Raw genomic sequence first — 25,875 nt, 5'->3', positions numbered from 1 at the left:
TGAAGCGGTGGCCGATTTCGGGAATTTATTCGGGCGGCCGATGAGTGGCCGGCAGACTTTGCCGCCGCCGGCGATCAGGCGGCGTCGTGAACCCTACGGCTGTCGGCCGGCGCTTCGTCGCGTTCGAACATGCCGTAATCGCGCACCACACTGGCGATCCGCAGGCGATAATCGGCGAAGATGCCGCCGCGCCCGGCCTGCTGGGCTGCCCTATGAGCCTCGAGATTGCGCCACTCCTTGATGGCCGCCTCGTCGCGGAAAAACGAAAGCGACAGCAGCTTGCCGCGGTTCGTCAGGCTCTCGAAACGCTCGATCGAGATGAAGCCGTCGATCTTTTCGAGCTCGGCGCGCAACTCGCCGGCAAGATCCAGATATTTGTGGCGTTCGCCCATATAGGGCACGACTTCGAAGATGACGGCGATCATGACAGCACCAGCTTGGCGTGAGGGGCGGAGACATTTTTGAGGAAGATGCGATCCTCCTTCAGGATGAAGCCTTCGCGTCTGGCAAATTCGTAATTCTCACGGCCGAGCGGGTCGGAAGCCAGCCTGGCGCGATAGGCTTCGTAGGCGGCAAGGCTCTCGATATTGTAGACGCCATAGGCCGTCGTAGCCGACCCCTCGTGCGGGCCGTAATAGCCGATCAGGTCAGCGCCGTTTCGCGGAATTGCCTGGCCCCAGTTGCGGGCATAGTCGGCAAACGCCTCCTTCTTGAAGGGGTCGATTTCGTAACGGATGAAGCAGGTGATCATGGTTTTCTCCTTTGGCTCTTCACCCGTTTTCGCACATTGCCTGACGGCAATGCTTCGGTTACGATCGAACTATGAAGGAAGGTCCTGACATTGCGCAGATCGGTGCCCTGATCGGCGATCCGGCGCGCGCCAACATGCTGGCAGCACTGACCGGCGGCCGGGCGCTGACGGCGACCGAGCTTGCCGGCGTCGGCGGCATCACCGTGCAGACGGCGAGCACCCATCTCGCCAAGCTCGAGGCCGGCGGGCTGCTAACCCAGCGCAAACAGGGGCGTCACCGATATTTCACGCTGGCCGACGAGGCCGTCGCGCGGCTGATCGAAAGCATGATGGGCTTTGCCGCCGGACGCGGCCATCTGCGTCACCAGCCCGGACCGAAGGAGCCGGCGCTGCGCAAGGCGCGCATCTGTTACGATCACCTTGCCGGCGATTACGGCGTGCGCATGCTCGACAGCCTGATCGCCTCCGGCTCGATCGAGGCGGTCGGAGACGGCCTGGCACTGACGGAAAAGGGCGAAAGCGATCTCGAATGCATCGGCATTAATGTCGGCGACCTCAGATCGTCGCGCCGCCCGCTCTGCCGCTCCTGCCTCGACTGGAGCGAAAGACGCGCGCATCTGGCCGGCAGCCTCGGCAAGGCCCTGCTTTCAAGCTTCCTCGACAAAGGCTGGGCGCGGCGCACGGCGGAAAGCCGCTCGATCCTGTTTTCGCCGGAGGGCGACCGGCAGTTTTTGAAGCTCTTCCCGATCGATGCGGAGGTCGGTACGGATCTAATAAACGTTGGAGCGCGATCCCGGCTCTAGCTCTCGAAGCATGCCGCCTGCAGATGAGCAGCATCCTGCCGCTTAACAGCTCGCCAGCCGTACCTTTTCACAAATTGGGGATAACCGAAGCGTGGCGTCAGCCCGGGCAGCTAGCCAGAGGAGGTGCTGCCAGGGATCCAGTCATAGTCGAGTGCATCTTCTATTAGCAGGCGGTGGCAGAATCCGGCTTGTTTGTCGTCGTGCCGGAGGGCGCCGAATTGCCGGGCTGGCCTGCCTGCTGGCGTTGGCAATCATCCGGGTCGCCGCCGGAATTGTTGGCGCCGTTTATCCCTCCTGCGCCTCCGCCGTCTGTCGAATTCGCACCCCAACCGCCCGAGCCCGAATTGCCGGAACCGGTGCCACCGGCTCCAGAATCGGAACCGCTGCCGGAGCTCGAGGAGCCGCTGCCGGTACCGGACCCGCCGCTGCCGCCGCCGGATTGTGCGATGGCGGCAGTTGCCAGGCTAGCTGAAAGCGCTGTAACTGCGAGCAGTCTCAGAAGCATTGGAATCTCCTTTTTGCTTCACCAGGGATGGTGAGCGAACCAGGATTCCTTCAATTTGTTCCGATGAAAATGCGCGGGATCTTGTCGTCTCACAACGCTTTCAAGTGCACCGCTCAATCTTCCCGAGCGCTCAGGCTCCTGCCCTCTTTTCATCTTCCTGCCGCACATGCGCCCGCAGCGCCGCCAGCGTCAGCGCCAGCGCCGCGTGATTGCTCTCGGCTTCACCGAGGATGCTTTCGTCCTCCCTGACCTCGCGCAGCTGCGCACCGTAAAGCGAGTCATCCGCTGTCTGGCGACCGCGGGCAAGGTGCCACACCGCATCCGGCCGGACTTCGCGGCACAGGTCGATGGCGTGATTGACGTCGTGGGTAAACGGCCGCGCCATCAGGAAGCCGTGCTCTGACTTGATACTGCTCGGCATGTAGTCGTGAGGACCGTCGAAATCGTTGGGCTCGGCTGGCCGGAATTGCTTCAACAGAAAGGCACAGGTGATGAAGGCGTCGATCCGGCTGTCGGGCATGTCAGTCTTTTCCAGGGTTTCGATGATGTCCTCGATCGTCATGCAGTCTTCCTCTTCGTCCGTTCTTGGGCATGCCGCTTGCTCTCCTCCCAATAGCGGCGGTGACGTCCTCCTCGATCGCCATCTAGTGCATGAGAATGCCAAAGGTAGTCCTGCGGCTGCGGTTAGTCTGGCATGACGCGGATTTGATGGATGTCACGCCGTCTTCAACGAGGGCGCATCTCTGCCGTCTCGGTAACAGTCTCACCAGCTGCCAGACCATGTTCTCTCGGTGCTCGCAAGCTATCGGCGGCTTACCTCTGGCAGCCTTTCTTCCTCATCTTCCTTTCGATTTTGGCTCTCTTGTCGGTGCCATCCCCAGCATGCTTTCCGCCGGTCAGGCCATTATCCTTCATCGCCTGCAGCTGCGCACAGCTTCGGTGCTTGCCCTTGGCGATGACGTCGGTGGATGTGAAGGCAAACAGCAGCACTACGGCTGCCGCCGGTCGGACGAAAGCTGAAAGCCTCATGGTCCCTCTCCCATTGTAAATGGATAGTACGCCGGGGCCCTTGAAGCCGCAATGAGCGCGGTTCGCGCCGATCGTGGCGGACGCCGAGATTGAGGTCTTCCGACCCCGTCGGCCGGCTCATGAAACCCTCCCAGAACGCTCGGACGTCAACCATGACGGCGAGGTCGGACCAAGGTCCGAGGGATATCCGACTGAGTGCCTAAGGCAGGAACAGTGGGTCGAAACCGAAGTTTGTCAGGCAGCTTTCCATCCATTCCGGATGCGACGGCATGTAGAAACAAACGGAGGAATACACCATGATGAAGGCAACACATCTGGCCTTGGCGGCCGCCCTTTTGGCCGGCACTGCTGTTTCCGGCTTCGCTCAATCGTCTAGCACCGTCGGCACAGGCGGTTCGTCGGCCGGCGGCGGAACTGCGAGCAGCACGATCGGTACTGGTGGCAGCTCTGCCGGGGGCGACTGCCCGGCTGGTTCGACCAACTGCAAATCCGGCACGTCCTCGACGGTCGGCACCGGCGGCTCATCGGCCGGTGGCGGCACTTCGAGCAGCACGGTCGGCACCGGCGGCTCTGCTGCGGGCTCGGGCTCCGGCTCGGGGTCTGCTTCGACGCTTGGCACCGGCGGTTCGTCGGCCGGCGGCGGCACCTCCAGCAGCTCGGTCGGCACCGGCGGCTCCGCTGCAGGTTCGGGCGACGCGAACTCGGCCTCGAGCGTCGGGACTGGTGCTTCGTCGGCGGACGGAGACAAGACCGGCAGCACAGTCGGCACCGGCGGCAGCGCCGCAGGAAGCTCTGACAACAAGGGCAAGAAGGGCTGTGCACCCGGACAGGTCAAGAAGGACGCCGCCGGCACAGAAGGCTGCTGACGATGTCGGCCGGCGCCTCCATGGCGTCGGCCAATCCCTTGGAGATAGACCAATGACCAACTTTTCCACAATCGCACTGGGCGCTTCACTCGCCCTAGTCGCCGGACAGGCAATGTCCGAGGAGATCAAGCTCGACGACGGAACGACATGCACCGTCGTCGAGTCGCGGTCGTCGCAGGGAGACATGTCCACCACCGTGACGGCCGGCAACGGACAGGTTTCGTCATCGACCACGACCGGCGGATCGGCCGGCTCCTCGTCGTCATCCTCCTCCGCCGGCTCCTCGGCCGGATCGGGAAGCGTCGACAGTTTTTCGACGGCAAGCATCACCCGGCCTGACGGCACCGTCATCACCAAACGGTCCGACGGAACCTGCTCGGTCACGAAACCCAAGAAGTAGGAGATGGCAATGAAACCTATCAACCTTATCGCGGCCGCCTCGATCGCGCTGCTCGCCTCGAGCTCGGGCGTCCTTGCAGAGGAGTGCAATGCGGCCGGAACGGTCGGAACTGGCGGAAGCGCTTCAGCAGGAGGCACCTCCGCAAGCTCGGTCGGAACGGCCGGCACCTGCCGGACCGATGACGGCACGACCTCTTCGATCGGATCGGGGGGAAGTGCAGCCACCACCGATGGAAAGGCGCAAAGCAAGACCCACGTCAACGACAGTGGCGACAAGCTGAAGGCGCAGACGAAGGCTCAGGCAGTCGACAAGGGGACGTTCAGCAAGTCTCGCACAAAAACCAGCACCGACGGCAGCACGCTGGATAGCACGACCCGCACGATGTCGCATGTCCCGGGCGAGAAGCCGGTCAAGAACACCACCAATCAGAAGATCATTCTGCCGGAACAATAGTTGGATGGGGCTCGCCCTTGGCACAAGGAAGAGCCCCACTCTTATCGCATCTTCCGGCGCTCGAGGTACCCGCGCCGGTCATCCGCTCGACGCACACAGCGGCTCAACCTTTCATCGAAATTGAAATATCCGCTGCAACCTGTTGTTTTCGCGCCGCTAACCGACATGGTGCTAAGAAAATAATTAAGCATGTTCGGCTACTCTCACTTTCTGAATTAACGAGAGAGTCCCGTCATGGCATCGATCCAGCATAAGATCATCATTGCGAGCGTCGCGATTTTCGCCCTGGCGGGTGGCGCCACGGGTGTCGGCATCTGGTCCGCGTCGATCCTCTCCGAAAACAACGCCGAGGTTGCCCGAACGGCACAAATTCTGCGCAACCACATGCAGGCCGACATGATGCATGACGCGCTGCGCTCGGATGCGCTTGCATCATTGCTGGCGTCCAACCCGGCAGCAGGCATCGATGTCGACACGGTGAAGGCCGATCTGGCGGAGCATGAGGCGTCGTTTCGCGAGATGCTTGATGCCAACAAGGCTCTTGCCGCCGACGACAAGACGAAAACGATCCTTGCCAGCGTCGAACCTCCCCTGCTTGCCTATATCGCAAGCGCCACTCAGATCGTCGAACTTGCCGGCAGGGACCCTACGGCAGCTATGAAGGCATTGCCTGACTTCATGACGCAGTTCTCGACGCTGGAAACGGCGATGGAACAGGCCGGCGATCAGATCACCGCTGCATCCGAGGAAATTTCCAATCGCAGCTCTGAGATAAATGCGTCGGTCGATATTGTCCTGGAAGCCCTTTTGGCTTCGGCCGCGCTCTTCGCCTTTGGTCTCTATTTCCTCACCCGCAAGACGGTCACCAAGCCGATCCTTTCGCTTTCCGGCGATATGCAAAGGCTCGCCGGCGGCGACACGGCGATTGCCTGCACCGGGATCGGCCGCACCGATGAAATCGGGGCGATGGCGTCGGCCGTCGAAGTTTTCCGCCAGGCGGCGATTGCCAACAAGCAACTCGAAAAAGATGCCGAGGCCGCCCGGTTGCAGGGCGAAACGGAACGGGTCACCGCGCGAAAGCAGGCCGACGAAGATGCAGCCGAACGGCTGCGGGCGGCGACATCCGGCCTCGCCGCAGGCCTGAAGAGGCTTGCATCCGGCGATCTCGCCTTCCAGATCGACGAGCCCTTCGCCCCGGACTTTGAAAACCTCCGGCATGATTTCAACATGTCGATCCGGCAGCTCGATCAGACGCTCAGCGCGATCGCGGCCGCCATTGCCGCGATCGACGAAGGCACGCGGGAAATCGCGTCCGGCGCCGGCGACCTGTCGAAACGAACCGAACAGCAGGCGGCCTCTCTCGAAGAAACCGCCGCAGCGCTCGATCAGATCACCGCCAATGTCTCGAATTCGAGCAAGCGGACCGACGAGGCGCGCACTGAAGCGACCGATGCAAACCGCAATGCCGCCAAGTCTTCCGAGGTCGTTTCGCATGCCGAAGAAGCCATGCGCCGCATCGAGGCCTCGTCGCAGCAGATCTCCAGCATTATCGGCGTGATCGACGAGATCGCCTTCCAGACCAATCTGCTGGCGCTGAACGCCGGCGTCGAAGCCGCACGCGCCGGAGACGCGGGCAAGGGCTTTGCGGTGGTCGCCCAGGAAGTCCGAGAGCTCGCCCAGAGATCGGCTCAGGCGGCAAAGGAAATCAAAGGTCACATCCAGAAATCCTCGGTGGAAGTGGAAAGCGGCGTCAAACTGGTTCTCGACACCAGCCAGGTTCTGAAGGCGATCAGCGAACAGATTGCCCGCATCAATCAGCACATGGATGCAATCGCCGTATCGGCAAGAGAGCAGTCGACCGGCCTTGCCGAAGTCAATACTGCGGTCAATTCCATGGACCAGGTGACCCAGCAGAACGCGGCAATGGTGGAACAATCGACAGCGGCATCCGGTCAGCTTGCCGAGGAAGCTGCCAAGCTGCGCGAACTCGTTTCCCGGTTCAGGCTCAGGGCAACAGCTTCGCAATCTGCAACTGGACGCCGGGGTGGGCAGCTGGCGGCCTGACGGCTTCTATCTGCTCGCCATTGTTCCCAAGTCAACCCGACACGACCGATCCGGCAGCGACGCCGGAGCCGGTCGCTTGCCGCATCGCAGCCATGCTTGAGATCAGGTTGAGCTTTGGCCGGGCATCGTGTAAAGCCGCAGCATTCCCGGACAAGACCCAGACTTCCAGCCCAAACTTTCAGCAAGGCGTGAACATATGGATGGCTTCGACCTCATCATCTTCGACTGCGACGGCGTTCTCGTCGATTCGGAAATCATCGCGGCCGAAGTCGAATCCGCGCTTCTGACAGAGGCCGGATATCCGATCAGCGCCGAGGAAATGGGCGAGCGTTTCGCCGGCATGACGTGGCGCAACATCCTGCTGCAGATCGAGCGCGAGGCAAGCATCCCGTTTTCGGCCTCCCTGCTCGACAAGTCGGAGCATCTGCTCGACCTCAGATTAGCGCAGGACGTCCAAGCCATTCCGGGCGTCGAATTCGCGGTCTCCAGGCTGCCGATCAAGCGCTGCATCTGCTCGAATTCGAGCACCAAGCGGCTCGACATGATGCTGACCAAGGTGGGCCTCAAGCCGCTGTTTGCGCCGAATATTTTCTCTGCCAAGGATCTTGGCCCCGACCGCGTCAAGCCGAAGCCCGACATCTTCCTGCACGGCGCAAGCCAGATGGGCGTTTCGCCTGACAAGGTTGTTGTGGTCGAGGATTCCGTCCACGGCGTACACGCGGCCCGCGCCGCCGGCATGCGCGTCATCGGCTTCACCGGCGCCTCGCACAGCTATCCCGCCCATGCCGACAAATTGACGGATGCCGGCGCCGAAACGGCAATCTCCCGCATGAACGACCTGCCGGGCGTCGTCGCCGCACTGGCGGCCTGGGACAACGTTCTCTGAGGCGTTTTAGGTTTCTGAGGCCGCGATCGGTGACTATGACGACGATTTTGATCGAGACAGCGGCAGCTTCAAGCCCCGCCGACATCGGTGTTCTAGAACCTGAATAAACGAAGCTGAGAAGTGGGTTTCGCACCTCTGCGCCAATCGGCGCGGAATTGAGGACGGCAATGAAGCTGTCGTTCGATCTTACCTTGCTAGGCGCTTAAATCATCCCTATGTTGGAGATCAATTAGCAAGGAAATGCTTATGCCTGCTACCCATGCTCTCACTTTGACTGAGGCCGGTTACGTCCTGAACCGGTCCGCGACCGCTCTCAACAAGGCTGTCGATACAGGTGTTATCCGCGCGCGCCAGCGCAAGGTCGGTAGCGCTGTTCAGCGGCTTTTAGGCCCTGCAGAAATGCGGTTTTTGCTCGTCGCCGACGGCCTCGATAAGGACCTAACTCCTGCCGGCCGTCGCAGACTATACGATGCGATCCGTCAACTCTCTTTCGACGCTCATCGCGTCAGTCTCGGGGAAATCGTGCTCGACCTGGGGAAGATAGATGCAGATCTCGAAACTCGGCTTCAGCGCCTGGAAGCTCTGCGAGGGTGGGTAGACTTAGAGCGTGGCGAACCGCTGATAAAGGCTACCCGCGTTCCGGTCCATATGGTGGCAGCACTTGCCCGCGGACAGACAGTCGCGGAGATCGTCGAGGATTTTCCTTCCCTCAGCCGCGAGCAGGTCGAGGCCGCCATCGAATACGCGAAAGCATATCCGAAGCGGGGGCGACCCTATCCATCCCGCAGTCTCAAGCGATCGCTCGCCGATCTCGCCGAACTTGGGGCCTTCGATGAAGTCGACGAAGCAGCGGATGTTGCAGGCCCGCGAATAATTCCGTGACCGGCTATTTGCTGGACGAGAACGTCTTGCGTGAGTTCAGCCCGCGAGGCAACGCCAACGTCCGCAAGTGGATCGCCGGCGTCGATGACGCGGAACTGCGCCTCAGCGTAGCGACGCTATTCGAGAAGCGCCGAGGTGCTGAAATGCTCAAGCGGCGCGACCCGGAACGGGCCGCTGCTATCATTCGAGGAATTGCCAACCTGGAGAAAGCGTTTGCAGATCGGATTCTGCCGGTGGACGCCACGGTTGTGGAAGAATGGACGCGCCTGCTCGGAGCCAAGAACAAGGATCGCTGGGACTTGGCGCTTGCGGCGACTGCGCGCGTTCACCGCCTCGTGCTTGTCACGCGCAACATCAAAGATTTCGAGGGCCGCGGTACGCGGCTGCTCAATCCGTTCACCGATCCCCCGGAGCGGATCGAGCCCTAGAACAGGATTTCGTCCGAAAACCGCTTCCCACTTTTCCTGAAAATAGCTCTAGCTGCTCTTCTTCGTCTTCGCCGGCTGGGTGTCGAAGCCGATATTGATGCGCACCAGGGCGCCGGAGCCGACCGGCATCGTGATGCCGTCCTTGCGGAAGATCACCTGCGTACCCGGCGCGCCCGGCGGGATTTCGGTCGGGAATTTGGTGACTTCGGAATAGAGCACGGTCTCGCCATCGACGACGGAGATGCGGATCGGCAGCGTCAGCGGGCCTGGCGTGCCGGCCGGGCCGGTGATGAGGCGCAGCTGGGCGACGATGGTCATCGTCAGGTTCGTGTCGTTCAGTGTGCACTGGCGGGTGTAGTCGCCGAAGGAGGCCTGGTAGACGATCTGCTGCGGATCATCCTTCTTGCCCTTGGCATAAGTGCGGAAGATCGCGTCCTGGTCACGCATGAAGATCTGGGGGCAGGCGCCCTGGACGACTGGAGCGACCGTGCCCTGCGCCGTCGTGGCGGTGCCGATGGAAGGATTGTTCGAGGAGGGGTTGGCGGGCGCCAGCGGCATGATCTGGGCGGTGCCGTTCGGCTGGGCGGCCGGCGCAGCCGGCTTGCTGTCGCCACCTATGCCGAGCGAGTTGCAACCAGCGAGCAGGGCAAGAAAAGATGCGGAGACGATGAGACGCGAGACCTTGCCGAGCACCATATTCCATCCCTTGTATAAGCGCTTCTTGGAGGCCCCATGTCTTTTCCGTGGGGCCTTTCACGACGGTTTGCGATGGTCTATATCAGCGGCGCAAACAAAAATCGATTGGGTAAGCGCCGTTTTGATGCACTTTTCGACGCCGGATGCGGGCAACTTCAAAAGCATACGAGCAAAGCCCTGCCCGCAGAGCGGCCCTTGTCCGATTTCCGGCCCGATTTCCAGCCAAGACTTCCGGCAGAGCGGGCGATCGACGCGCCCGGCCGGATTTCCTCCAGCGATAGATCAAGGATGATGAACGTGGACTATATCTCGACCCGCGGCGAAGCCCCTTCCCTCGGCTTTTGCGACGCCCTTTTGACCGGGCTGGCGCGCGACGGCGGGCTCTATGTTCCGCGCAAATGGCCGAGCTTTTCCAAGAAGGAAATCCGCGCGCTCCGCGGCAAGACATATCAGGAAATCGCCTTCACCATCCTGTCGCCCTTCACCAATGGCGAGATCCCCGACGACACGTTCCGGGCGATGATCGACGAGGCCTACGGCACCTTCCGCCATCCGGCGATTGCGCCGCTCGTCCAGACCGGGCCGAACAGCTTCGTCATGGAACTCTTCCACGGCACGACGCTCGCCTTCAAGGACGTGGCGATGCAGCTGCTCGCCCGGCTGATGGACTATGCGCTGGAAAAGCGAGGCGAGCGGGCGACGATCGTCGGCGCCACTTCGGGCGACACCGGCGGGGCAGCGATCGACGCCTTCGCCGGGCGCGAGCGCACCGACATCTTCATCCTTTTCCCGCATGGCAAGGTCTCGCCGGTGCAGCAGCGGCAGATGACGACCTCGTCGTCACCAAACGTGCATGCGCTTGCCGTCGAGGGCAATTTCGACGACTGCCAGAACCTCGTGAAAGCGATGTTCAACGACGTGGCCTTCCGCGACAAGGTCCGACTTTCCGGCGTCAACTCGATCAACTGGGCGCGCATCATGGCCCAGATCGTCTATTATTTCACGGCGGCGGTGGCGCTCGGCGGACCGGACCGGAAGATCTCGTTCACGGTGCCGACCGGCAATTTCGGCGATATCTTCGCCGGCTACTGCGCCAAGCGCATGGGCCTGCCGATCGACCGGCTGGTGATCGCCACCAACGAGAACGACATCCTGGCGCGGGCGCTGAAAACCGGCCGCTACGACATGAAGGCGGTCAAGGCGACGAGCTCGCCGTCGATGGATATCCAGATCTCGTCGAACTTCGAACGGCTGCTGTTCGAAGCCTATGACCGCGACGCCTCGAAGGTGCGGGCGGCGATGGAAAGCCTCAAGCAATCCAACGGCTTCGAGATCGGCGCGCAAGCGCTGAAGGCGATCCGCCGCGACTTCCGCTCCGGGCGCGCCAGCGAGAAGCAGGTGACTGAGACGATCCGCAAGACCCATGCCGAGACCGGTTATCTGCTGGATCCGCATTCGGCGATCGGCGTCTTCGTCGCCGCCAAGAAAGAAAAGCCGAATACGCCGATGGTGACGCTTTCGACCGCGCATCCGGCGAAATTCCCCGCCGCCGTAAAATCCGCCTGCGGTATTGACCCGGCGCTTCCGACGTGGCTTGCTGATCTGATGCAAAGGGAGGAGCGTTTCCAGATCATCAAACCGGAGCTGAAAGCCGTTGAAAACTTTATCGGCAAGCATGCCCGCGGCGAGACGACAGCAGGCGCAGAAAGATAGCCAATGACAGTTGAGTGCACCCGGCTGAAATCCGGGCTGACAGTAGTCACAGAGACCATGCCGCATCTTGAAAGCGTTGCGCTCGGGGTCTGGATCAAATCGGGATCGCGTAACGAGACGGACAACGAGCACGGCATCGCTCACCTGCTCGAACACATGGCCTTCAAGGGCACGGCGCGCCGCACAGCCCGCCAGATCGCCGAAGAAATCGAGGATGTCGGCGGTGAAGTCAATGCCGCCACCTCGACCGAGACGACCTCCTATTACGCCCGCGTGCTCAAGGACTACGTGCCGCTCGCCGTCGATATCCTCGCCGACATCCTGACGGAATCGGCCTTCGAGGAAGAGGAGCTGGAGCGCGAAAAGCAGGTGATCCTGCAGGAGATCAACGCCGCCAACGACACGCCCGACGATGTGGTGTTCGACCGGTTCTCCGAGGTTGCCTATCGCGACCAGACGCTCGGCCGGGCAATCCTCGGCACGCCGGAGACCGTCGTCTCCTTCACGCCGCAGCAGATCCGCGGCTATCTCGGCCGCAACTACACGACCGACCGCATGTTCGTGGTCGCAACCGGCGCCGTCGAGCATGAAGCGTTCCTGCGTTTGGTCGAGGACCGTTTCGCCAGCCTGCCGACCGTACCTTCCGCCCCGCCCGTCATGGATGCGGCGCGTTACATCGGCGGCAGCGTGCGTGAACCGCGCGACCTGATGGATGCGCAGATCCTGCTCGGCTTCGAAGGCAAGCCTTACCACGCACGCGATTTCTATTGCTCGCAGATCCTCGCCAATATCCTCGGCGGCGGCATGTCGTCCAGGCTGTTCCAGGAGGTGCGCGAATTCCGCGGCCTCTGTTATTCCGTCTATGCCTTCCACTGGGGCTTTTCCGACACCGGCATCTTCGGCATTCATGCCGCAACCGGCGGCGAAAACCTGCCGGAGCTTGTGCCCGTCATCATCGACGAACTGCACAAGTCAGCCGATGCGATCCACCAGAACGAGATCGAGCGCGCCCGCGCCCAGATCCGCGCCCAGCTGTTGATGGGTGCGGAAAGCCCGGCTGCCCGCGCCGGCCAGATCGCCAGGCAGATGATGCTCTACGGCCGGCCGATCTCCAATCCGGAGATGATGGAACGGCTGGAAGGCATCACCATCGAGCGGCTGACCGACCTTGCCGGACGCCTGTTCTATGACACGGTGCCGACGCTGTCGGCGATCGGACCGTTGGAACAGCTCGCGCCGATGGAAGACATCACTGCCTCGCTTTCGGTCCCGGCGTCGAAGACGCTGCAGGCAAGCCGCTGAGCCGACGTCGTCCTGCCGGGAGTGATCGATGCCAAAATCGGTTTTTCGGTTCCTGCAGCGGCAGCCGGAAGCGGTGCAGCTGGAGAATGACAGATATCTCCTGCGCCTGCCGCGCTACCAGGATTTCAACCAGTGGCACCGGCTGCGCGCCGACAGCCGCAAATTCCTGGAACCCTGGGAGCCGACCTGGCGGCGCGACGAGCTGACGGAGGGGGCCTACCGCGCCCGTGTCGTCCGCGGCAAGCAGGAATATGCCTCGGGCCAGGCGGTGCCGCTGTTCATTTTCCTGAAAGACGACATGACGCTCGTCGGCGGCGTCACCATCGGTTACATCAGACGGGGTGCGGCACAAAGCTGCATGATCGGCTACTGGATGGGCGAACGCCATGCCGGCCAGGGGCATATGTTCGCCGCCCTTCAATTGGTTATTCCTTACATCTTCGCCGGGCTTGAGTTGCACCGTATCGAAGCAGCCTGTATTCCAGATAACGCGCGCAGCATCCGTCTGCTTGAAAAAGCCGGGTTTCAACAGGAAGGCTATCTGCGCGGATATCTGAAGATCAACGGTCAGTGGCACGACCATGTGATGTTTTCACGTCTCGCCACCGATACGGATAAAGGCAGGAAAACCGACAGCCGATGACAAGAGACCGCATGCTGCCCAAGTCACCGTCCGGACGAGCAATCGCGGTGATCGCAGCCCTTTTCCTGGCAGCCTTCGCCTTCATGGCGGGCGTTGCCCAGGCGGCCGAACCGGTAAAAATTTCCCGTGACGATACCGCGCTCGATCTGACCGCAACGACCGAGATCTACGCCAATCAGGGCGAGGCCTTCCAGGTTTCGACGGCGGCAGGCGCCGACGGCATCCGCCGCCGCATCGAGGTCAGGGCAAGCTCGGAGAACCATCAGGGCGACTGGGCGGTGTTTGCGCTCGCCAACGTCTCGGAAGAGCAGCTCGAGCGCGTCATCGTCGCGCCGCATTTCCGTCTGGTCAATTCCAAGCTGTTCTGGCCGGATCTCGGCTCGCAGCGCATCAGCGCGATTACGCCGAGCGAAGGCTTCGCGCTCGACCGGCAGCCGAGCGACGAAGCCGACGTCTTCCGCATCACGCTGAACCCCGGCGCCGTCATCACCTTCGTCGCCGAACTGTCGACGCCGGAGCTGCCGCAGATCTATCTCTGGGAACCGAACGCCTACAAGGACACGATCAACGCCTTCACGCTCTATCGCGGCATCGTGCTTGGCATTGCCGGCCTGCTCGCCGTGTTCCTGACCATCCTCTTCGTCGTCAAGGGCACCTCGATGCTGCCGGCGACGGCAGCACTCGCCTGGGCGGTGCTCGGCTATATCTGCGTCGATTTCGGTTTTCTCGGCAAGCTGATCAGCGTCGCCTCGGCCGACCAGCGAATATGGCGCGCCTGCGCCGAGGTGGCGCTGGCGTCGAGTTTCGTCATCTTCCTCTTCACCTATCTCAACCTCAACCGCTGGCATGCACATCTCGGCTACGCGACGCTTGCCTGGGTGCTCGGCCTTGCCCTGCTCTTTGGCGTGGCGATCTACGACCCCTCGATCGCCGCCGGCATCGCCCGGCTTTCCTTCGCGTTGACGGCCGCGACGGGGCTGCTCTTGATCATCTATCTCGGCTTCAACCGCTACGACCGCGCCATTCTGCTGGTGCCTGCCTGGGCGCTGACACTCGTCTGGCTGTTCGGCGCGTGGCTGACCGTTACAGGCCGGCTCGACAATGACATCATCCAGCCGGCACTCGGCGGTGGCCTGGTGCTTATCGTGCTGTTGATCGGCTTCACCGTCATGCAGCATGCGTTCGCCGGCGGCGCCTATCAGCAGGGGCTGTTTTCCGATCTCGAGCGGCAATCGCTGGCGCTGACCGGCTCCGGCGACATGGTCTGGGATTGGGACGTGGCGCGCGACCGCGTCGTCACCATTCCCGACGTCTCGATCAAGCTCGGCCTGTCGCCGGGCGCCATGCATGGCGCGGCGCGCAACTGGCTGCCGCGGCTGCATCCCGACGACCGCGACCGCTTCCGCGCCACGCTCGACGTGCTGCTCGAACACCGGCGCGGGCGGCTGAACCACGAGTTCCGCATCCGCGCCGAGGACGGGCATTTCCACTGGCTGCTGATCCGCGCCCGGCCGGTGCTCGGCTCCAATGGCGAGATCATCCGCTGCGTCGGCACGATCGTCGACGTGACCGAACAGAAGAATTCCGTCGAGCGGCTGCTGCACGATGCACTGCACGACAATCTGACCGGCCTGCCGAACCGGCAGGTCTTCCTCGACCGGCTGCAGTCGGTGCTGGCGCTGGCGCCGGGCGGCGACACGCTGCGGCCGACGGTGATGGTGATCGACATCGATCGCTACAAGCTGGTCAATGATTCGCTCGGCGTTGCCGCCGGCGACAACATCCTCATCGCGCTGACGCGGCGGCTGCGCCGGCTGTTGAAACCGCAGGACACGCTGGCGCGGCTTGCCGGCGACCAGTTCGGCCTCATCCTGGTTTCCGAGCACAATCCGGCCAAGGTCGCCGATTTCGCCGATGCAATCAGCAAGGCGATCATGGTGCCCATCAACTTCGCCAATCGCGAAATCATCCTGACGGCCTCGGTCGGGCTTGCCTCCTGGGTCGACCGGCAGGAGAGCGCCACCGGCCTGCTCAGCGATGCGGAGCTTGCGATGTATCGGGCAAAACGGGCCGGCGGCAACCGCGTCGAGCCGTTCCAGCCGGCCTTCCGCGAGTTCGGCACCGACCGGCTGCAGCTGGAAACGGATCTCCGCCGCGCCATCGAGCGCAAGGAATTGTCGATGGTCTATCAGCCGATCGCAAGACTGGAGGATGTCGAGGTCGCCGGCTTCGAGGCGCTGATGCGCTGGGAACATCCCAAACGCGGCAACATCCCGCCATCCGAATTCATCCCGATCGCCGAGGCCTCCGATCTTATCGGCCCGCTCGGCATGTTCGCGCTGGAACAGGCGACCAACGATCTGATGAGCTGGCAGCACCAGACCGGCGAGTTGCCGATCTTCGTCTCGATCAACCTGTCGAGTGTGCAGCTCCTCAACAACGAGCTCTATGACGACGTGCGTTCGGTTCTCGCCAAGACCCATTGCCAGCCCTCTCGCCTCAAGCTCGAACTGACGGAATCCATGGTGATGGAAAATCCGGAACAGGCCCGCCTCGTGCTGCAGAAGCTGAAGGAAGCCGGCATCGGCCTGGCGCTCGACGATTTCGGCACCGGATATTCGTCGCTCGCCTATCTCACCCGCTTCCCCTTCGACACGATCAAGCTCGACAAGGCCTTGGTGCGCGACAGCAGCGACAAGAAGGCGACCGTGCTCCGGTCGGTGATCGCGATGGCGCGCGAACTCGACATGAAGGTGGTGGCGGAGGGGATCGAATCCAACGAGGATGCGATCGAACTCGCCAAGATGGGCTGCAACTACGGCCAGAGCTACCTTTTCGGCCCGCCGATCCCTTCGGAATCGGTGCTGCGGCTGCTGCGGGACCGGTTTCCGCTGACCAAACGGGCGTGATCGGGCGGTAGCAACCAAAGGCCGCCTTCGGTGCTCTTTTCGATATTGAACGGCTTCAATTTAAAGTTGGTCTGTCATCAAGCGCGTTTTGCTGTACCCGACCTGCTCCGGTCGGGTACACCGTTTCGACGGAACCTTAGACCTGCCGCAAGCCGCCGTCGACGCACAGTTCGGCACCGGCGATGTAGCTCGCGTCATCGCTCAACAAGAACAAGGCGGCCGCAGCCACTTCTGAAGGCCTCGCCATTCGTCCCATCGGGATCGGAGCGACAAGTGCCGCGCGAGTGTCTTCCGGAACCGCAGCCATCATTTCCGTATCGGTTGGACCGGGCGCAACAACGTTGACGCGTACACCTTTGGGCGCGAGCTCTGCCGTCCAGGTTCGAGCATAGGAACGGACCGCCGCTTTGGTGGCGGCATAGGTTCCGTACGAAGAGTAGCCCGCGCTATCGGCGATGGATCCGACAAGGACGACCGCCCCACCTCCTGTCATCACCGGGAGAGCCGCCTGCAGGCCGAAAACCATCCCGCGGACGTTGACGCCGAAGTGGCGGTCGAAGTGGTCTGGCGTTATTTCGGCGATCTGCGCTGGCTCGGAGAGGCCTGCATTCAATACGAGCGCGTCAATACGCCCGCATGCTTTTCGCACTTTTTCGACAGCCTCCACCATATCTTCGGGGACACCGGCATCGGCGGCAATGCCGACCGCGTTATTGCCGATACCCTTGGCCGCCTTCTCGGCATCTTCACTTCTACGACTGGTGATGAAGACCTTCGCCCCTTCGGCAGAAAGCCGCTCTGCAATTGCCAAGCCGATGCCCTTGGCGCCGCCGACGACCAGGGCAATCTTGTTACTCATTCGAGCCATCGTAAATCCTTTCAATTGATGATGGTCTCGCCATGATATACGTCGTATATCTGGCATCAATTACGCACCTGAAGTAGCTTAGATATGGACGAGTATACTGACCTGGAGGCACTTTCTCATCGCGCGCTTGGCGACATGGCGCAGGTTCGCCCGGTGCTCGACAAGATCGCTGACAAATGGACGATCCTGATACTGACAGTGATCTGTCCCAAACCCTCGCGCTTCAACGAAATCAAGCGGCGTCTCGATGGGATCACGCACAAGGCTCTGGCCGACGCTTTGAAGAGGCTTGAGCGGAACGGCCTTGTGACGAGAACCGTGCTCCCAACGCAGCCGATTGGCGTGGAATATGCAATTACTCCACTAGGCCATTCACTGCGGGAGCCGTTTGAAGCACTGTGTTCATGGGCAGCGGCCAACGGCAACAAGGTCGAGGCGGCCACGCTACGCTATGACAACACCGAAAATCGTCGCTGAAAATGTCGCTAAAAACACCACTCGTTGGCAAGACCACTCTCCGCCGTGATCGTCGAGGATAGTTTTCCGGGTCTTCCGAGCTACCTGAAACCGATTCCGATAGAGTGTCAGCGGCGCCGCCTACGCGCAATTTCATTTCAGCGAAAACGTACGAGAAGCGGATTTTTGCGACGGCCAATGACCGGTTTGCGCCTCTTGTCGGCCACAGAGGGGATCTTTGCCTTCGCCCGGAAGCCGACATTGCGGTGACCACCTAGTACCACGCCACAGAGATTATGACTCTTTGACGGGGTAAGCTTTACGGAGCTTTTTGCGGGCATTTTCGGTTGTGAACATCCATTGGATCTTTGCGCCGTGGGCGTTGCGTTGCTGCTCCCAGGCTGCGACTTCGGCGATTATGGTGTCTTTGTTGTCGATACGACGGTCGAGGCATTGGCTACGCAGGACACCGATCTCGATCTCGACCATGTTGAGCCAACTGGCGTGCTTGGGCGTGTGGTGGAACTCCAGTCGCTTCAGCACCCTTCGAGCTTGCGGGGCGGGAAATGCGTCGTAAAGCGCCCCGGCGGAATGAGTGGAGAGGTTGTCCATCACCACGCGGATGATCGGCGCGTCGGGATAATCGACGTCGACCAGTTCGCGCATGCACTCGGCGAAGTCTTGGTTGGTTCGCCGATCGGTGACCTTCACCCTGCGCCAGGGCCGGTGGGCGTCCATGAAGACAAACAGATTGACCGTGCCGTTTCGGCGATACTCGCAATCGTAGCGTTCAAGCTGGCCAGGCTTGGCCGCAATGGGCTCGCGCACTTCGCCGATGAGTTGGGTCGGGCTCTCGTCGAAGCAGACCACGGGCCTTTGTGGATCAGGCGTTTCTGCGTAGAGGTCGAGAACATCCTCCATGCGCGCGACGTATTCCCCATCGATCTTTGGGATGCACCACATGTCTTTGCGCCAAGGCTTGAGATGGTTCTCAGCCAGCCGGCGACGCACGGTCTCCGAGGACAACTGGTCATGATCGGTGAGCCGGACCATCTCATCTGCCAGAAGCTCCAGGGTCCAGCGGGCTCGCCCGGGCGGCGGCTTTGAGCAGGCGGTCGCTACCAACAGCGCCTCCTCCTTGCTCGATAGCTTGCGCTCAACACCCGGGCGCGGTTCTTCGCTGAGCGCCCCTTCCAGATTGGCTTCCACAAACCGGCGTTTGGTCCGGTAAATCGTCGATCCGCTGACGTTCAAGGTTGCCGCGATCACCTCGTCGCTGAAGCCTTCGTTCGCTGCGACCAGGATCTGGGCGCGCTTGATCTTGCGCGACCTGTGGCACCCCCCGCTCAACAAAGCGGCCAGTTGGTCACGTTCCGATTGGCTAAGCTCTATGTGAAACTTTATATTCATCGACACCTCCTTCAGCGTGGAGACGCAGATGAATCCCAAAATGAGTCCCTCACTTGACCCGCAAGCCGCAACGGCAAGACGGGGCCTTACGCAGATCCAAGGCCAGTACCTGGCCTTCATCTACGCCTACAGCCGCATCTTCAAACAGCCTCCGGCCGAAGCCGACATGCGTCGCCACTTCGGCGTTACGGCTCCGTCTGTTCACCAGATGGTGCTGACCCTCGAGAAGGCGGGTTTTATATCTCGCGTGCCAGGCGCCGCACGCAGCATCCAACTTCTCATCCCACCAGAAGCCCTGCCAATTCTACGATAAGACAAACCGTCATAATCTCTGTGGCGTGGTACTAGCGTTCATAGCCACAACCGGCCATTCCCGCGAGTTCTATGTGCGTCACGCCCGACTCGCCCGAACGCTCAGCCACCGATCATGGGGCTTTCCGACGTACCGACGTACATCGCTGACGATCCAGCCGGCGTCTATGAGTGCGGAGCGCAGGGCAGCCTCGCGCCAGTACGTCTCGACGTAGCGCCGGGGCGCTGCAGCACTGCCGTGTGTGGACACATCCTCGCCTTCGCCCTCTCTTACCGAGACGTGCAATCGGCCGCCGGTGCGGGTCGCCTCGGCAAGCCGTCCAAGCACCGTGCCGAAATCCTCGCGGGCGACATGAATCAGGCAGGCACAGGCCCAGATCCCGTCGTATGGCGTGCCGGGACGCTGCGGGTCGGCCAAGTCATCGGTCAGCGGGTCCAACAGGTCGGCTTCGAAGCCACTTTCGCGAAGCAGTTCGACGAAACCCTTTGCAATGTCGGTGCGCCGGACGCTCATTCCCCGCTTCTCAAGCTCAAGTGCATCTCGCCCGCCACCGCTTCCGATCTCCAGCACCCTGCCCGAACCGCCCAGCTCGGTCACGAACGCATCGATCTCTGTCGCGACCCATTCGGGCATCGCCGCGGCCTCGGCAGCGTACTCCGCCGCGACCCTATCATAGGACCGCACGGTATCCAGGTCGGTGCTCATTCTAGCGCTCCTCCTTCAAGACAAGATGAGCGAGAGGCCCATCAGCCCGTTGCGCCCTTCACACTTCGGCAGTTGGTGACATCGCGGGCGATTTGCTTCCGAGCTATAGCAGAAACGCGGTCAGAGACACCACCGACCGAGCCAATGCTGTCGGCGGCAATGCGCCCTCATAATGGTCATCGAGCCACCCGTCGCTGTTGCTGCAAAGCGGATATGACGCAGTGACAACGCGGGTCGCAGTTGCGCCAAAAGCCGCCATTCCGCTCCCGGCGGGTCATTAGATCACGAATTCCTCCTCGTACGTCTGTGGCTCGGGAACGACCGTAACCTCCACCGGAACGATCCAATTGGCCGCGTAGCTCTCGCAGTCGGAACGCTGGAGGTCGGGCTGCACGCACCCCGCCCCATCGATCGCGCGACATCGCAGTATATATCGCCCCACTTCTTCAGGGGTCCACATGTACTCCCACAAGCGCCATGCAAAGGGACGTTCTGTTTCGAGGAGCCTCCCCTCGCGCCAGCCCCTGCCATCTCCAGTGCAGACCTGCACCTGCCGGATAACAGCCTCTCCGCTCCAGGCGGCTCCGAAAATCCGGTACGGTTGGCCGGCGATGAGATGCGCCCCCTGTACGGGACGCGCGATCTGCGCTTTGACCTCCATCTCCGCAAGGGGGACCAGCCTGGGTTCCCCGAGGCTGCGCTCCCAACGGAAATAGTCGCGCGCCTGCCAGTAGCCAAGGAACGGTTGCTCCACAACCGTGATATGCGTGATCCACTTGACCCAAGCCATGCCGAACCAGCCACCCACGACCGCGCGTAGCGGGTAGCCGTGATCGCGCGTCAACGGCTCCTCGTTCATCGAATAGGCAAGGATCGTGCTGTCAGCTATGGCCTTCTCAAGCGGTAAACTGCGCGCAAAAGCGATGGGGCCGGGAGAAGCCGTTTTCTTGTTTGTGTCGACGACGCCGCTGTCGGCGCCTGCGAGGAGAACCTCACATGCGGTTCGCTTAACGCCCGCCATTTCCAAAATCTCGCGCAGAAGAACACCTGTCCACGCGGCATTGCCGACGGCTCCGTTCTGCCACTGCAACCCCTCCTTCGGCGGCTCATAATAGACGCGCCCGTTCCCTGCACACTCGACGACGGCGGTGAAAGTCGTGCTCCGCATCGCCTTGATGCTGTCGAGGTCAAGTTCGATCGGCCGCTCCACCGCCCCGCCAACGCGCAATCTCCAGTCTCGCGCATCGAGGTCCGGCGACGGGAAATGGTTTCGCACGAAAAACAGCTCGGTTGGGATCAGCCAATCGGAGAGCGACGCAAACGGAAACTCGATGTTCTGTGGGGATTTCTGTCGAACTATTAGACTGGGTTGCTGTGGTGTCGGCATCGTCCTCGTCTCCCCTTTCAAGAGCACAACGTCGGCTCTCGGTCGCGCGAATTCCGGTACGATCACACCGCCCCTCGCAGTGCGTCCGTCGCATTCCGCCTTCGGGCCGCATTCTAGCACATACCGCACGTTCCTCGGCTCGACCTCGAAAGGCAGCAAAGTGGCCGACGGCGGTCGTGACCGCTTTGCGCCCCCATAATGGTCATCGAGCAAGCGGTCGTGTTGCTGCAAAGCGGACATAGTGCAGTGACAACATGGGTCGCAGTTACGCCAACAGCAGTCGTTCGTCCGGATTCGGACCAATGACCGCGCCATTTCATGGGCCTAGCCAGCGTTGCAGGAAAGTCGAGTTGCGACGCTAGCCCGAGGGCTGGTCGACGAGGTTGGTGCCTGTAGAGGCGACAACCCGCGCGAACGTTAGCCTACGACCCAGGCTTGTGACAAAGTCGATCGAGCGTGTCTCGAAGTGCGGCGGCGGCCTGATCGCGCTCATCGGTAGACATAAGCTCGGGCTCAGCTTCCAATCTCAGGTGCGGCAGTTCGGTGCGGATAGTACGACGGCTGCGGACCAGATTTTCCTTCAGATCGACCACGCGATAGGTGGCGACCGGATAGGCTATTCCCTTTACGTGGACATGCCCCAGTTCCTCACACTCGATCGTGTCCTTCACTTGCGCAAAAGTCTCATAAGAAATGAGCACGGTGCCCGGCGACGCTTCCTGCTCAAGGCGCGAGGCGAGATTCACGGCGCCGCCGATTATCGTGTAATCCATCCGGTCCTCGCTGCCGAAGTTGCCCACAGTGCAGTAGTCTGTGTGAATGCCAATGCGGCAGCGCAGCGGTGTTTCAATTCCGATATCGCGCCAGATTTCCCCAAGCTCGCTCATTCGCTTTTGCATGGCGAGAGCCATCTGCACGCAGGCGAGCGCGTCATCCTTGACGCCGCGGGTTTCCGGATCGCCGAAAAACATCAGGATGGCGTCTCCGACATACTTGTCGATCGTCGCGCCGTGATCTGAAGCAATCTTCGACATTTCCGTCAGGTAGTGATTGAGGAGCTGTGTGAGATCCTCGGATTCCATTTTGTCTGTGGTTTCGGTAAAGCCGGCGATATCGGAGAAGCATATCGTCAGCTTCTTCCGCTGGCTGGCGATTCTGACGTCCTGGCGGCCGGTGAATATGGAGTTATACACTTGCGGCGCCAGGTATTTCGCCAGCTTGCTGGAAAGCGCCTCGAGAGCCGCGGATTTCTCGGCAAGGTTTTCCTCCCGTTGCTTCAGCTCGGTGATGTCCGAGTAGACGGCCACCGTGCCGCCAGCCGTCCGCCGCTCGCTAATCATGATCCATCGCCCGTCGCGACGTCGCTGCACCCACGTTTCACCAGGGTTGCGATGCCGCGAAAGCCGCTCGGCAACCCACTCCTCGACTCGCCCCTCAGCATCCTTGATGTAGCCGCCCTCAGCGGACCGGCGAACAATCTGCTCGAATGTCGTGCCGGGTGTCATTTCCTCCAGGCCGGCGTACAACAGCTCGCGGTAGCGGCTGTTGCTCAGCACGAGCCTGTCCTCGCCATCGTACAGAGCGAATCCTTCGGAGATGCTCTCGATGGCATCCACAAGCCGCTGGCGCGCTTCCGCAACCTCGTGCAGGCTGTTTTCCTCCACCTCGACCGCAGTATCCCGGAACAGCTTGAGCGCCCCGGCCATGCGGCCAATTTCGTCGCGGCCTCCGGCGGGCATCTGTGCATGCAGATTGCCGCCCGCGATTGCCAGCATGCTTTGGCTTACCTCTCCCAGACGGGCGAGAAGGCTGCGATCGACATAGAGCCAGACAACCAGAACCGAACTCAGGAGGCTTAGAAGGGCGGAGCCAAGGACAATGCCCGTGCCGTAGCGCCGGACGACCGAGACTTCGAGGGCGGACGCGGCGATCTCATGGTTTGCCTTTGCAACCAGGCGATCGACGGCCGCGGTAAGGTCGCGCGATAGCCGACTGTTTTCAGCCAGAAGCTTTTCGCCCTGTGCAAGGACAGCAAACTCGTCCTGTCGTACCTTCGGGATCCCGTTCTCACCGTCGGTCAGCGACTTCAACTCGTCCAACCGTTGTTGGAAGCGGGTCCGCAACTTTTCGTCGAGCTCGGTGGAGACCGTTTCGAGTACGGCGAGCGACCGGCGCAGCGGAAACAGGATCAGCTTCAGATCTCCCGGCGTATGCGCGTTGGCAGTTTTGACCAGCGCGTCGTTGACTGCTGAGATCTCCTGTTGCGCCCTCTGCTGGGGGATGTAGGCCGCGATTGCCTTGACCAGGTCGCTCGTCGCCGCAGTACGCGCGTCGGGTGGCGCGGCGGAATCAACCACCGCTGCGCGCCACTGGGGAACCTTGGAGTTCATCACGACGATACCGGGAGCGACGAGACGCTGACTTGCATTTGTGGTGTCCGATAAGCGGCGCAGCAACTCCTCCTTGCGCTGAACCATGGTAAGGCGAACGGCCACAAGATGGTCGAGAGCATCGAGGTTTCGTCGTAGACCAATCACCGCGTCTTCGATTTCAGTCACCGCCGTCGCGCTGAATGCGGTGCCTTTAAGTGCGGCGAGCAACTCTTCGAGACGCCCCATCTCGACTCCGATCGCAGCCGAGACCTCGTTGTGCTGAACCGTGCTGGTCGCCGCCAGCACTGACGGCGCAGTGGAGGCGACCCTCTCAGCCTGGCGCGACAGTTGGAGAGAGGCGAGCGCCGTCGGCACCCGTTCCTTGGTGATGCGATCGACCACGTCGCCGACCTGAAGGAAGGCATAGAGAGCTGCGGCGGTCGCGAGCACTGCGAAGGTGCTGATGCCGAAGAAAGCGAGCAACAAGCGCCCGCGTATGCCGATGCGTTCAAACATAGCGGCAACCGCAAGGTCTGGCTTGCGCAGCCACTAAAGTCTGCACAGATTGGTCTAAAGCGATCCACCCGGCCGGCGGTTGACTATTCCAGCGGCACGTATTCGCCACCCTTCCAGACATACCAAATCCAGCTTTGAACGGTGAGGTCGCCCTTGTCGTCGAAATCGACCCGGCCCATTACCGTTTCAAATTGATTACCTTGCATTGAGGCGATCACCTCTTGCGGCCTTAGAGAACCGGCCTTCTTCACCGCCTGCGACCAGACCTGGACGGCGGAATAACTGAGCAGTGTGTAGCCTGCGGGCTCGAAATTCTCGGCGCGGAAACGCTCGACGACTTGAGCCGCCTGAGGGACGCGCCGTGGGTCCGCGCTAAACGTGAAGAGCGTACCCTCGGCGGCAGATCCGGCGATCAGTGCAAAGTTCTCGCTCGCCATGCCATCGCCTGAGACGAGTTGAAGTGCGTAGGCGCGGTCTCGTGAAGCGCGAACCATAAGCGCGACCTCGGGCAAATACCCACCAACATACAACACGGCGATGCCGGCGCCGTGTAACGCCGAGATCTCGGCCGTATAGTCGTTCTTCCCAGGCGTGAAGGCCTTGTAGATCGCTTCGGTGACACCCCGCTTATTCAACTGCTTTTTGGTCTCGTCGGCGAGCCCCTTCCCATAGGTGGTGTTGTCGTGAAGGATCGCTATTTTCTGGTCACCCCAACGATCGGCCAAATAGTTGCCGGCTACCACCCCCTGCGCGTTGTCGCGACCAATGACGCGGAAAACATTGGCACGACCTTGTTCGGTCAACAGCGGATTGGTCGAACCCGGTGAAATCTGTAGACTCCCGCGGCCTCGTACACCTTGGATGCCGGGATCGAGGCCTGGGAACAGTAATGCCCGACGACGAGCACCACACCGTCAGCCACCAGTTTCTGGGCGGCCGCCACAGCCTGCTCGGGATCGCAAAAGTCGTCGACCGTGATGAGTTGCACCTGGTGCCCGAGCACGCCGCCAGTTGCATTGATGTCGGCCACTGCCATCTCTGTGCCGCGCTGCATCTGCTCCCCGATCCAGGCGAGCGGTCCTGTGACCGGGCCTGCAGCTCCGATCAGGATCTCCGCCCGCGCTAGACTGCCAAGCGAAACGACGAGCGCGACGATAGCTGCAGTGATGCTGCTGCGCATGGTGTACCTCCTTCACAGCTTACGCCAATTTAGTGCCCGCCGACAGCCCCCGCGCAGGCGCAGATATCTCCGCCATTTCTGTAGCGCACTTGCCTCTTATCTGTATGGGCTGATCAGGAGTTGACGTTCCTGCGAGGTACCTCATTGTCTGCTTTGGGCGCCAATCCCAGCCCTTGGCGGCAAGAACTTTGATGTCCGCTTTTCATGTTGGGCTTCCTAGCAGCGGACGGTCGGCCATCGACCCCGTAGCGGTCGTCGACTCAAGCCGAGCCGATGTCCGTTGTTGGTGCAATCCGGTCGAAGGCGCGCGGCGCTGTAGAGATGCCGCCTTTGCACTG

The 25,875-nt window shown here is 61.5% G+C and carries 25 protein-coding genes and 1 pseudogene; 14 read left to right on the top strand and 12 right to left on the bottom strand.

Annotated features, from left to right (window positions below; all coding sequences use genetic code 11):
* Window positions 1-74: 74 nt before the first annotated feature.
* Entirely contained in the window at window positions 75-425 is a 351-nt protein-coding gene (locus tag BA011_RS00720; RefSeq protein WP_065279062.1) for an antibiotic biosynthesis monooxygenase family protein, read from the bottom strand.
* Window positions 422-751, bottom strand: coding sequence for an NIPSNAP family protein (locus BA011_RS00715; RefSeq protein WP_065279061.1), 330 nt, complete (start codon window positions 749-751; stop codon window positions 422-424). The genes BA011_RS00720 and BA011_RS00715 overlap by 4 nt, the downstream gene beginning before the upstream one ends.
* Window positions 752-822: 71 nt before the next feature.
* Here BA011_RS00715 and BA011_RS00710 point away from each other — a divergent pair, with 71 nt between their 5' ends.
* Complete coding sequence (locus tag BA011_RS00710) at window positions 823-1,554, top strand: ArsR/SmtB family transcription factor (protein ID WP_065279060.1); 732 nt, start codon at window positions 823-825, stop codon at window positions 1,552-1,554.
* A 163-nt stretch (window positions 1,555-1,717) separates the two neighbouring features.
* Here BA011_RS00710 and BA011_RS00705 read toward each other — a convergent pair whose 3' ends face one another.
* The 3 genes from BA011_RS00705 to BA011_RS00695 form a co-directional block, all read right to left on the bottom strand.
* On the bottom strand, window positions 1,718-2,059 hold the full coding sequence (locus BA011_RS00705) for an oxidoreductase (RefSeq protein ID WP_065279059.1): 342 nt from the start codon (window positions 2,057-2,059) through the stop codon (window positions 1,718-1,720).
* A gap of 130 nt (window positions 2,060-2,189) precedes the next feature.
* Window positions 2,190-2,621 (bottom strand): hypothetical protein, encoded by a 432-nt coding sequence (locus tag BA011_RS00700; RefSeq protein WP_065279058.1) that lies wholly within the window; start codon window positions 2,619-2,621, stop codon window positions 2,190-2,192.
* A gap of 251 nt (window positions 2,622-2,872) precedes the next feature.
* Window positions 2,873-3,088, bottom strand: coding sequence for a hypothetical protein (locus tag BA011_RS00695; protein ID WP_065279057.1), 216 nt, complete (start codon window positions 3,086-3,088; stop codon window positions 2,873-2,875).
* A 296-nt stretch (window positions 3,089-3,384) separates the two neighbouring features.
* Between BA011_RS00695 and BA011_RS40875 the strand changes: the two genes are divergently transcribed.
* The 7 genes from BA011_RS40875 (at window position 3,385) to BA011_RS00660 (ending at window position 9,067) form a co-directional block, all read left to right on the top strand.
* The gene (locus BA011_RS40875; RefSeq protein WP_151343363.1) at window positions 3,385-3,954 is read left to right on the top strand and encodes a hypothetical protein; all 570 of its coding nucleotides are present in this window, start codon (window positions 3,385-3,387) and stop codon (window positions 3,952-3,954) included.
* A gap of 52 nt (window positions 3,955-4,006) precedes the next feature.
* On the top strand, window positions 4,007-4,354 hold the full coding sequence (locus BA011_RS00685) for a hypothetical protein (RefSeq protein WP_065279056.1): 348 nt from the start codon (window positions 4,007-4,009) through the stop codon (window positions 4,352-4,354).
* A 9-nt stretch (window positions 4,355-4,363) separates the two neighbouring features.
* Window positions 4,364-4,807 carry a hypothetical protein gene (locus BA011_RS00680; protein WP_065279055.1) on the top strand — a complete coding sequence of 148 codons (444 nt, stop codon included), beginning with the start codon at window positions 4,364-4,366 and terminating at the stop codon, window positions 4,805-4,807.
* Window positions 4,808-5,041: 234 nt separating this feature from the next.
* Window positions 5,042-6,871 carry a methyl-accepting chemotaxis protein gene (locus BA011_RS00675; RefSeq protein WP_065279054.1) on the top strand — a complete coding sequence of 610 codons (1,830 nt, stop codon included), beginning with the start codon at window positions 5,042-5,044 and terminating at the stop codon, window positions 6,869-6,871.
* 196 nt (window positions 6,872-7,067) lie between these two features.
* On the top strand, window positions 7,068-7,757 hold the full coding sequence (locus BA011_RS00670; protein ID WP_065279053.1) for an HAD family hydrolase: 690 nt from the start codon (window positions 7,068-7,070) through the stop codon (window positions 7,755-7,757).
* A 246-nt stretch (window positions 7,758-8,003) separates the two neighbouring features.
* Window positions 8,004-8,639, top strand: coding sequence for a DUF433 domain-containing protein (locus tag BA011_RS00665; protein WP_065279052.1), 636 nt, complete (start codon window positions 8,004-8,006; stop codon window positions 8,637-8,639).
* Window positions 8,636-9,067 (top strand): type II toxin-antitoxin system VapC family toxin, encoded by a 432-nt coding sequence (locus BA011_RS00660; RefSeq protein WP_064248635.1) that lies wholly within the window; start codon window positions 8,636-8,638, stop codon window positions 9,065-9,067. Before BA011_RS00665 ends, BA011_RS00660 begins: the two co-directional genes overlap by 4 nt.
* 48 nt (window positions 9,068-9,115) lie before the next feature.
* On the opposite strand, the gene BA011_RS00655 is transcribed toward BA011_RS00660, so the two are convergent.
* Entirely contained in the window at window positions 9,116-9,763 is a 648-nt protein-coding gene (locus BA011_RS00655) for a hypothetical protein (protein ID WP_151343362.1), read from the bottom strand.
* Window positions 9,764-10,051: 288 nt separating this feature from the next.
* Here BA011_RS00655 and thrC point away from each other — a divergent pair, with 288 nt between their 5' ends.
* The 4 genes from thrC to BA011_RS00635 are packed head-to-tail and all read left to right on the top strand — an operon-like array spanning window position 10,052 to window position 16,330.
* Window positions 10,052-11,476, top strand: a complete 1,425-nt coding sequence (gene thrC, locus BA011_RS00650) for a threonine synthase (RefSeq protein ID WP_065282352.1) — start codon at window positions 10,052-10,054, stop codon at window positions 11,474-11,476.
* A gap of 3 nt (window positions 11,477-11,479) precedes the next feature.
* Window positions 11,480-12,778: a M16 family metallopeptidase gene (locus BA011_RS00645; RefSeq protein WP_065279051.1), complete on the top strand. Its 1,299-nt coding sequence runs from the start codon at window positions 11,480-11,482 to the stop codon at window positions 12,776-12,778.
* Window positions 12,779-12,806: 28 nt separating this feature from the next.
* A complete protein-coding gene (locus BA011_RS00640) occupies window positions 12,807-13,421 on the top strand; it encodes a GNAT family N-acetyltransferase (RefSeq protein ID WP_027666709.1) in 615 nt (204 codons plus the stop codon).
* Window positions 13,418-16,330, top strand: coding sequence for a sensor domain-containing phosphodiesterase (locus BA011_RS00635; protein ID WP_065279050.1), 2,913 nt, complete (start codon window positions 13,418-13,420; stop codon window positions 16,328-16,330). Before BA011_RS00640 ends, BA011_RS00635 begins: the two co-directional genes overlap by 4 nt.
* Window positions 16,331-16,466: 136 nt before the next feature.
* On the opposite strand, the gene BA011_RS00630 is transcribed toward BA011_RS00635, so the two are convergent.
* Window positions 16,467-17,198, bottom strand: coding sequence for an SDR family NAD(P)-dependent oxidoreductase (locus tag BA011_RS00630; protein WP_065279049.1), 732 nt, complete (start codon window positions 17,196-17,198; stop codon window positions 16,467-16,469).
* An 84-nt stretch (window positions 17,199-17,282) separates the two neighbouring features.
* Between BA011_RS00630 and BA011_RS00625 the strand changes: the two genes are divergently transcribed.
* Complete coding sequence (locus tag BA011_RS00625) at window positions 17,283-17,675, top strand: winged helix-turn-helix transcriptional regulator (protein WP_065279048.1); 393 nt, start codon at window positions 17,283-17,285, stop codon at window positions 17,673-17,675.
* Between the two features lie 273 nt (window positions 17,676-17,948).
* Here the strand turns inward: BA011_RS00625 and BA011_RS00620 are convergent, their stop codons facing one another.
* The gene (locus BA011_RS00620) at window positions 17,949-19,064 is read right to left on the bottom strand and encodes an IS630 family transposase (protein WP_065282351.1); all 1,116 of its coding nucleotides are present in this window, start codon (window positions 19,062-19,064) and stop codon (window positions 17,949-17,951) included.
* Window positions 19,065-19,092: 28 nt separating this feature from the next.
* Between BA011_RS00620 and BA011_RS00615 the strand changes: the two genes are divergently transcribed.
* Entirely contained in the window at window positions 19,093-19,377 is a 285-nt protein-coding gene (locus tag BA011_RS00615) for a LexA family protein (protein ID WP_420493416.1), read from the top strand.
* 78 nt (window positions 19,378-19,455) lie between these two features.
* Here the strand turns inward: BA011_RS00615 and BA011_RS00610 are convergent, their stop codons facing one another.
* The 4 genes and pseudogenes from BA011_RS00610 to BA011_RS00595 all read right to left on the bottom strand — a co-directional run bounded on the left by BA011_RS00610 (window position 19,456) and on the right by BA011_RS00595 (window position 25,537).
* Window positions 19,456-20,082 carry a class I SAM-dependent methyltransferase gene (locus BA011_RS00610; protein ID WP_065279047.1) on the bottom strand — a complete coding sequence of 209 codons (627 nt, stop codon included), beginning with the start codon at window positions 20,080-20,082 and terminating at the stop codon, window positions 19,456-19,458.
* A 277-nt stretch (window positions 20,083-20,359) separates the two neighbouring features.
* A complete protein-coding gene (locus BA011_RS00605; RefSeq protein ID WP_237352537.1) occupies window positions 20,360-21,469 on the bottom strand; it encodes a sulfite oxidase in 1,110 nt (369 codons plus the stop codon).
* A 422-nt stretch (window positions 21,470-21,891) separates the two neighbouring features.
* Window positions 21,892-24,357 (bottom strand): adenylate/guanylate cyclase domain-containing protein, encoded by a 2,466-nt coding sequence (locus BA011_RS00600; RefSeq protein WP_065279046.1) that lies wholly within the window; start codon window positions 24,355-24,357, stop codon window positions 21,892-21,894.
* An 83-nt stretch (window positions 24,358-24,440) separates the two neighbouring features.
* Window positions 24,441-25,537: pseudogene (locus BA011_RS00595) on the bottom strand (branched-chain amino acid ABC transporter substrate-binding protein).
* Between the last annotated feature and the right edge of the window lie 338 nt (window positions 25,538-25,875).

Source organism: Rhizobium leguminosarum, from assembly GCF_001679785.1.
Classification (GTDB): domain Bacteria; phylum Pseudomonadota; class Alphaproteobacteria; order Rhizobiales; family Rhizobiaceae; genus Rhizobium; species Rhizobium leguminosarum_R.
Note: the sequence above shows the minus strand (reverse complement) of the source record. Positions and strands in the feature narration are given on the sequence as shown.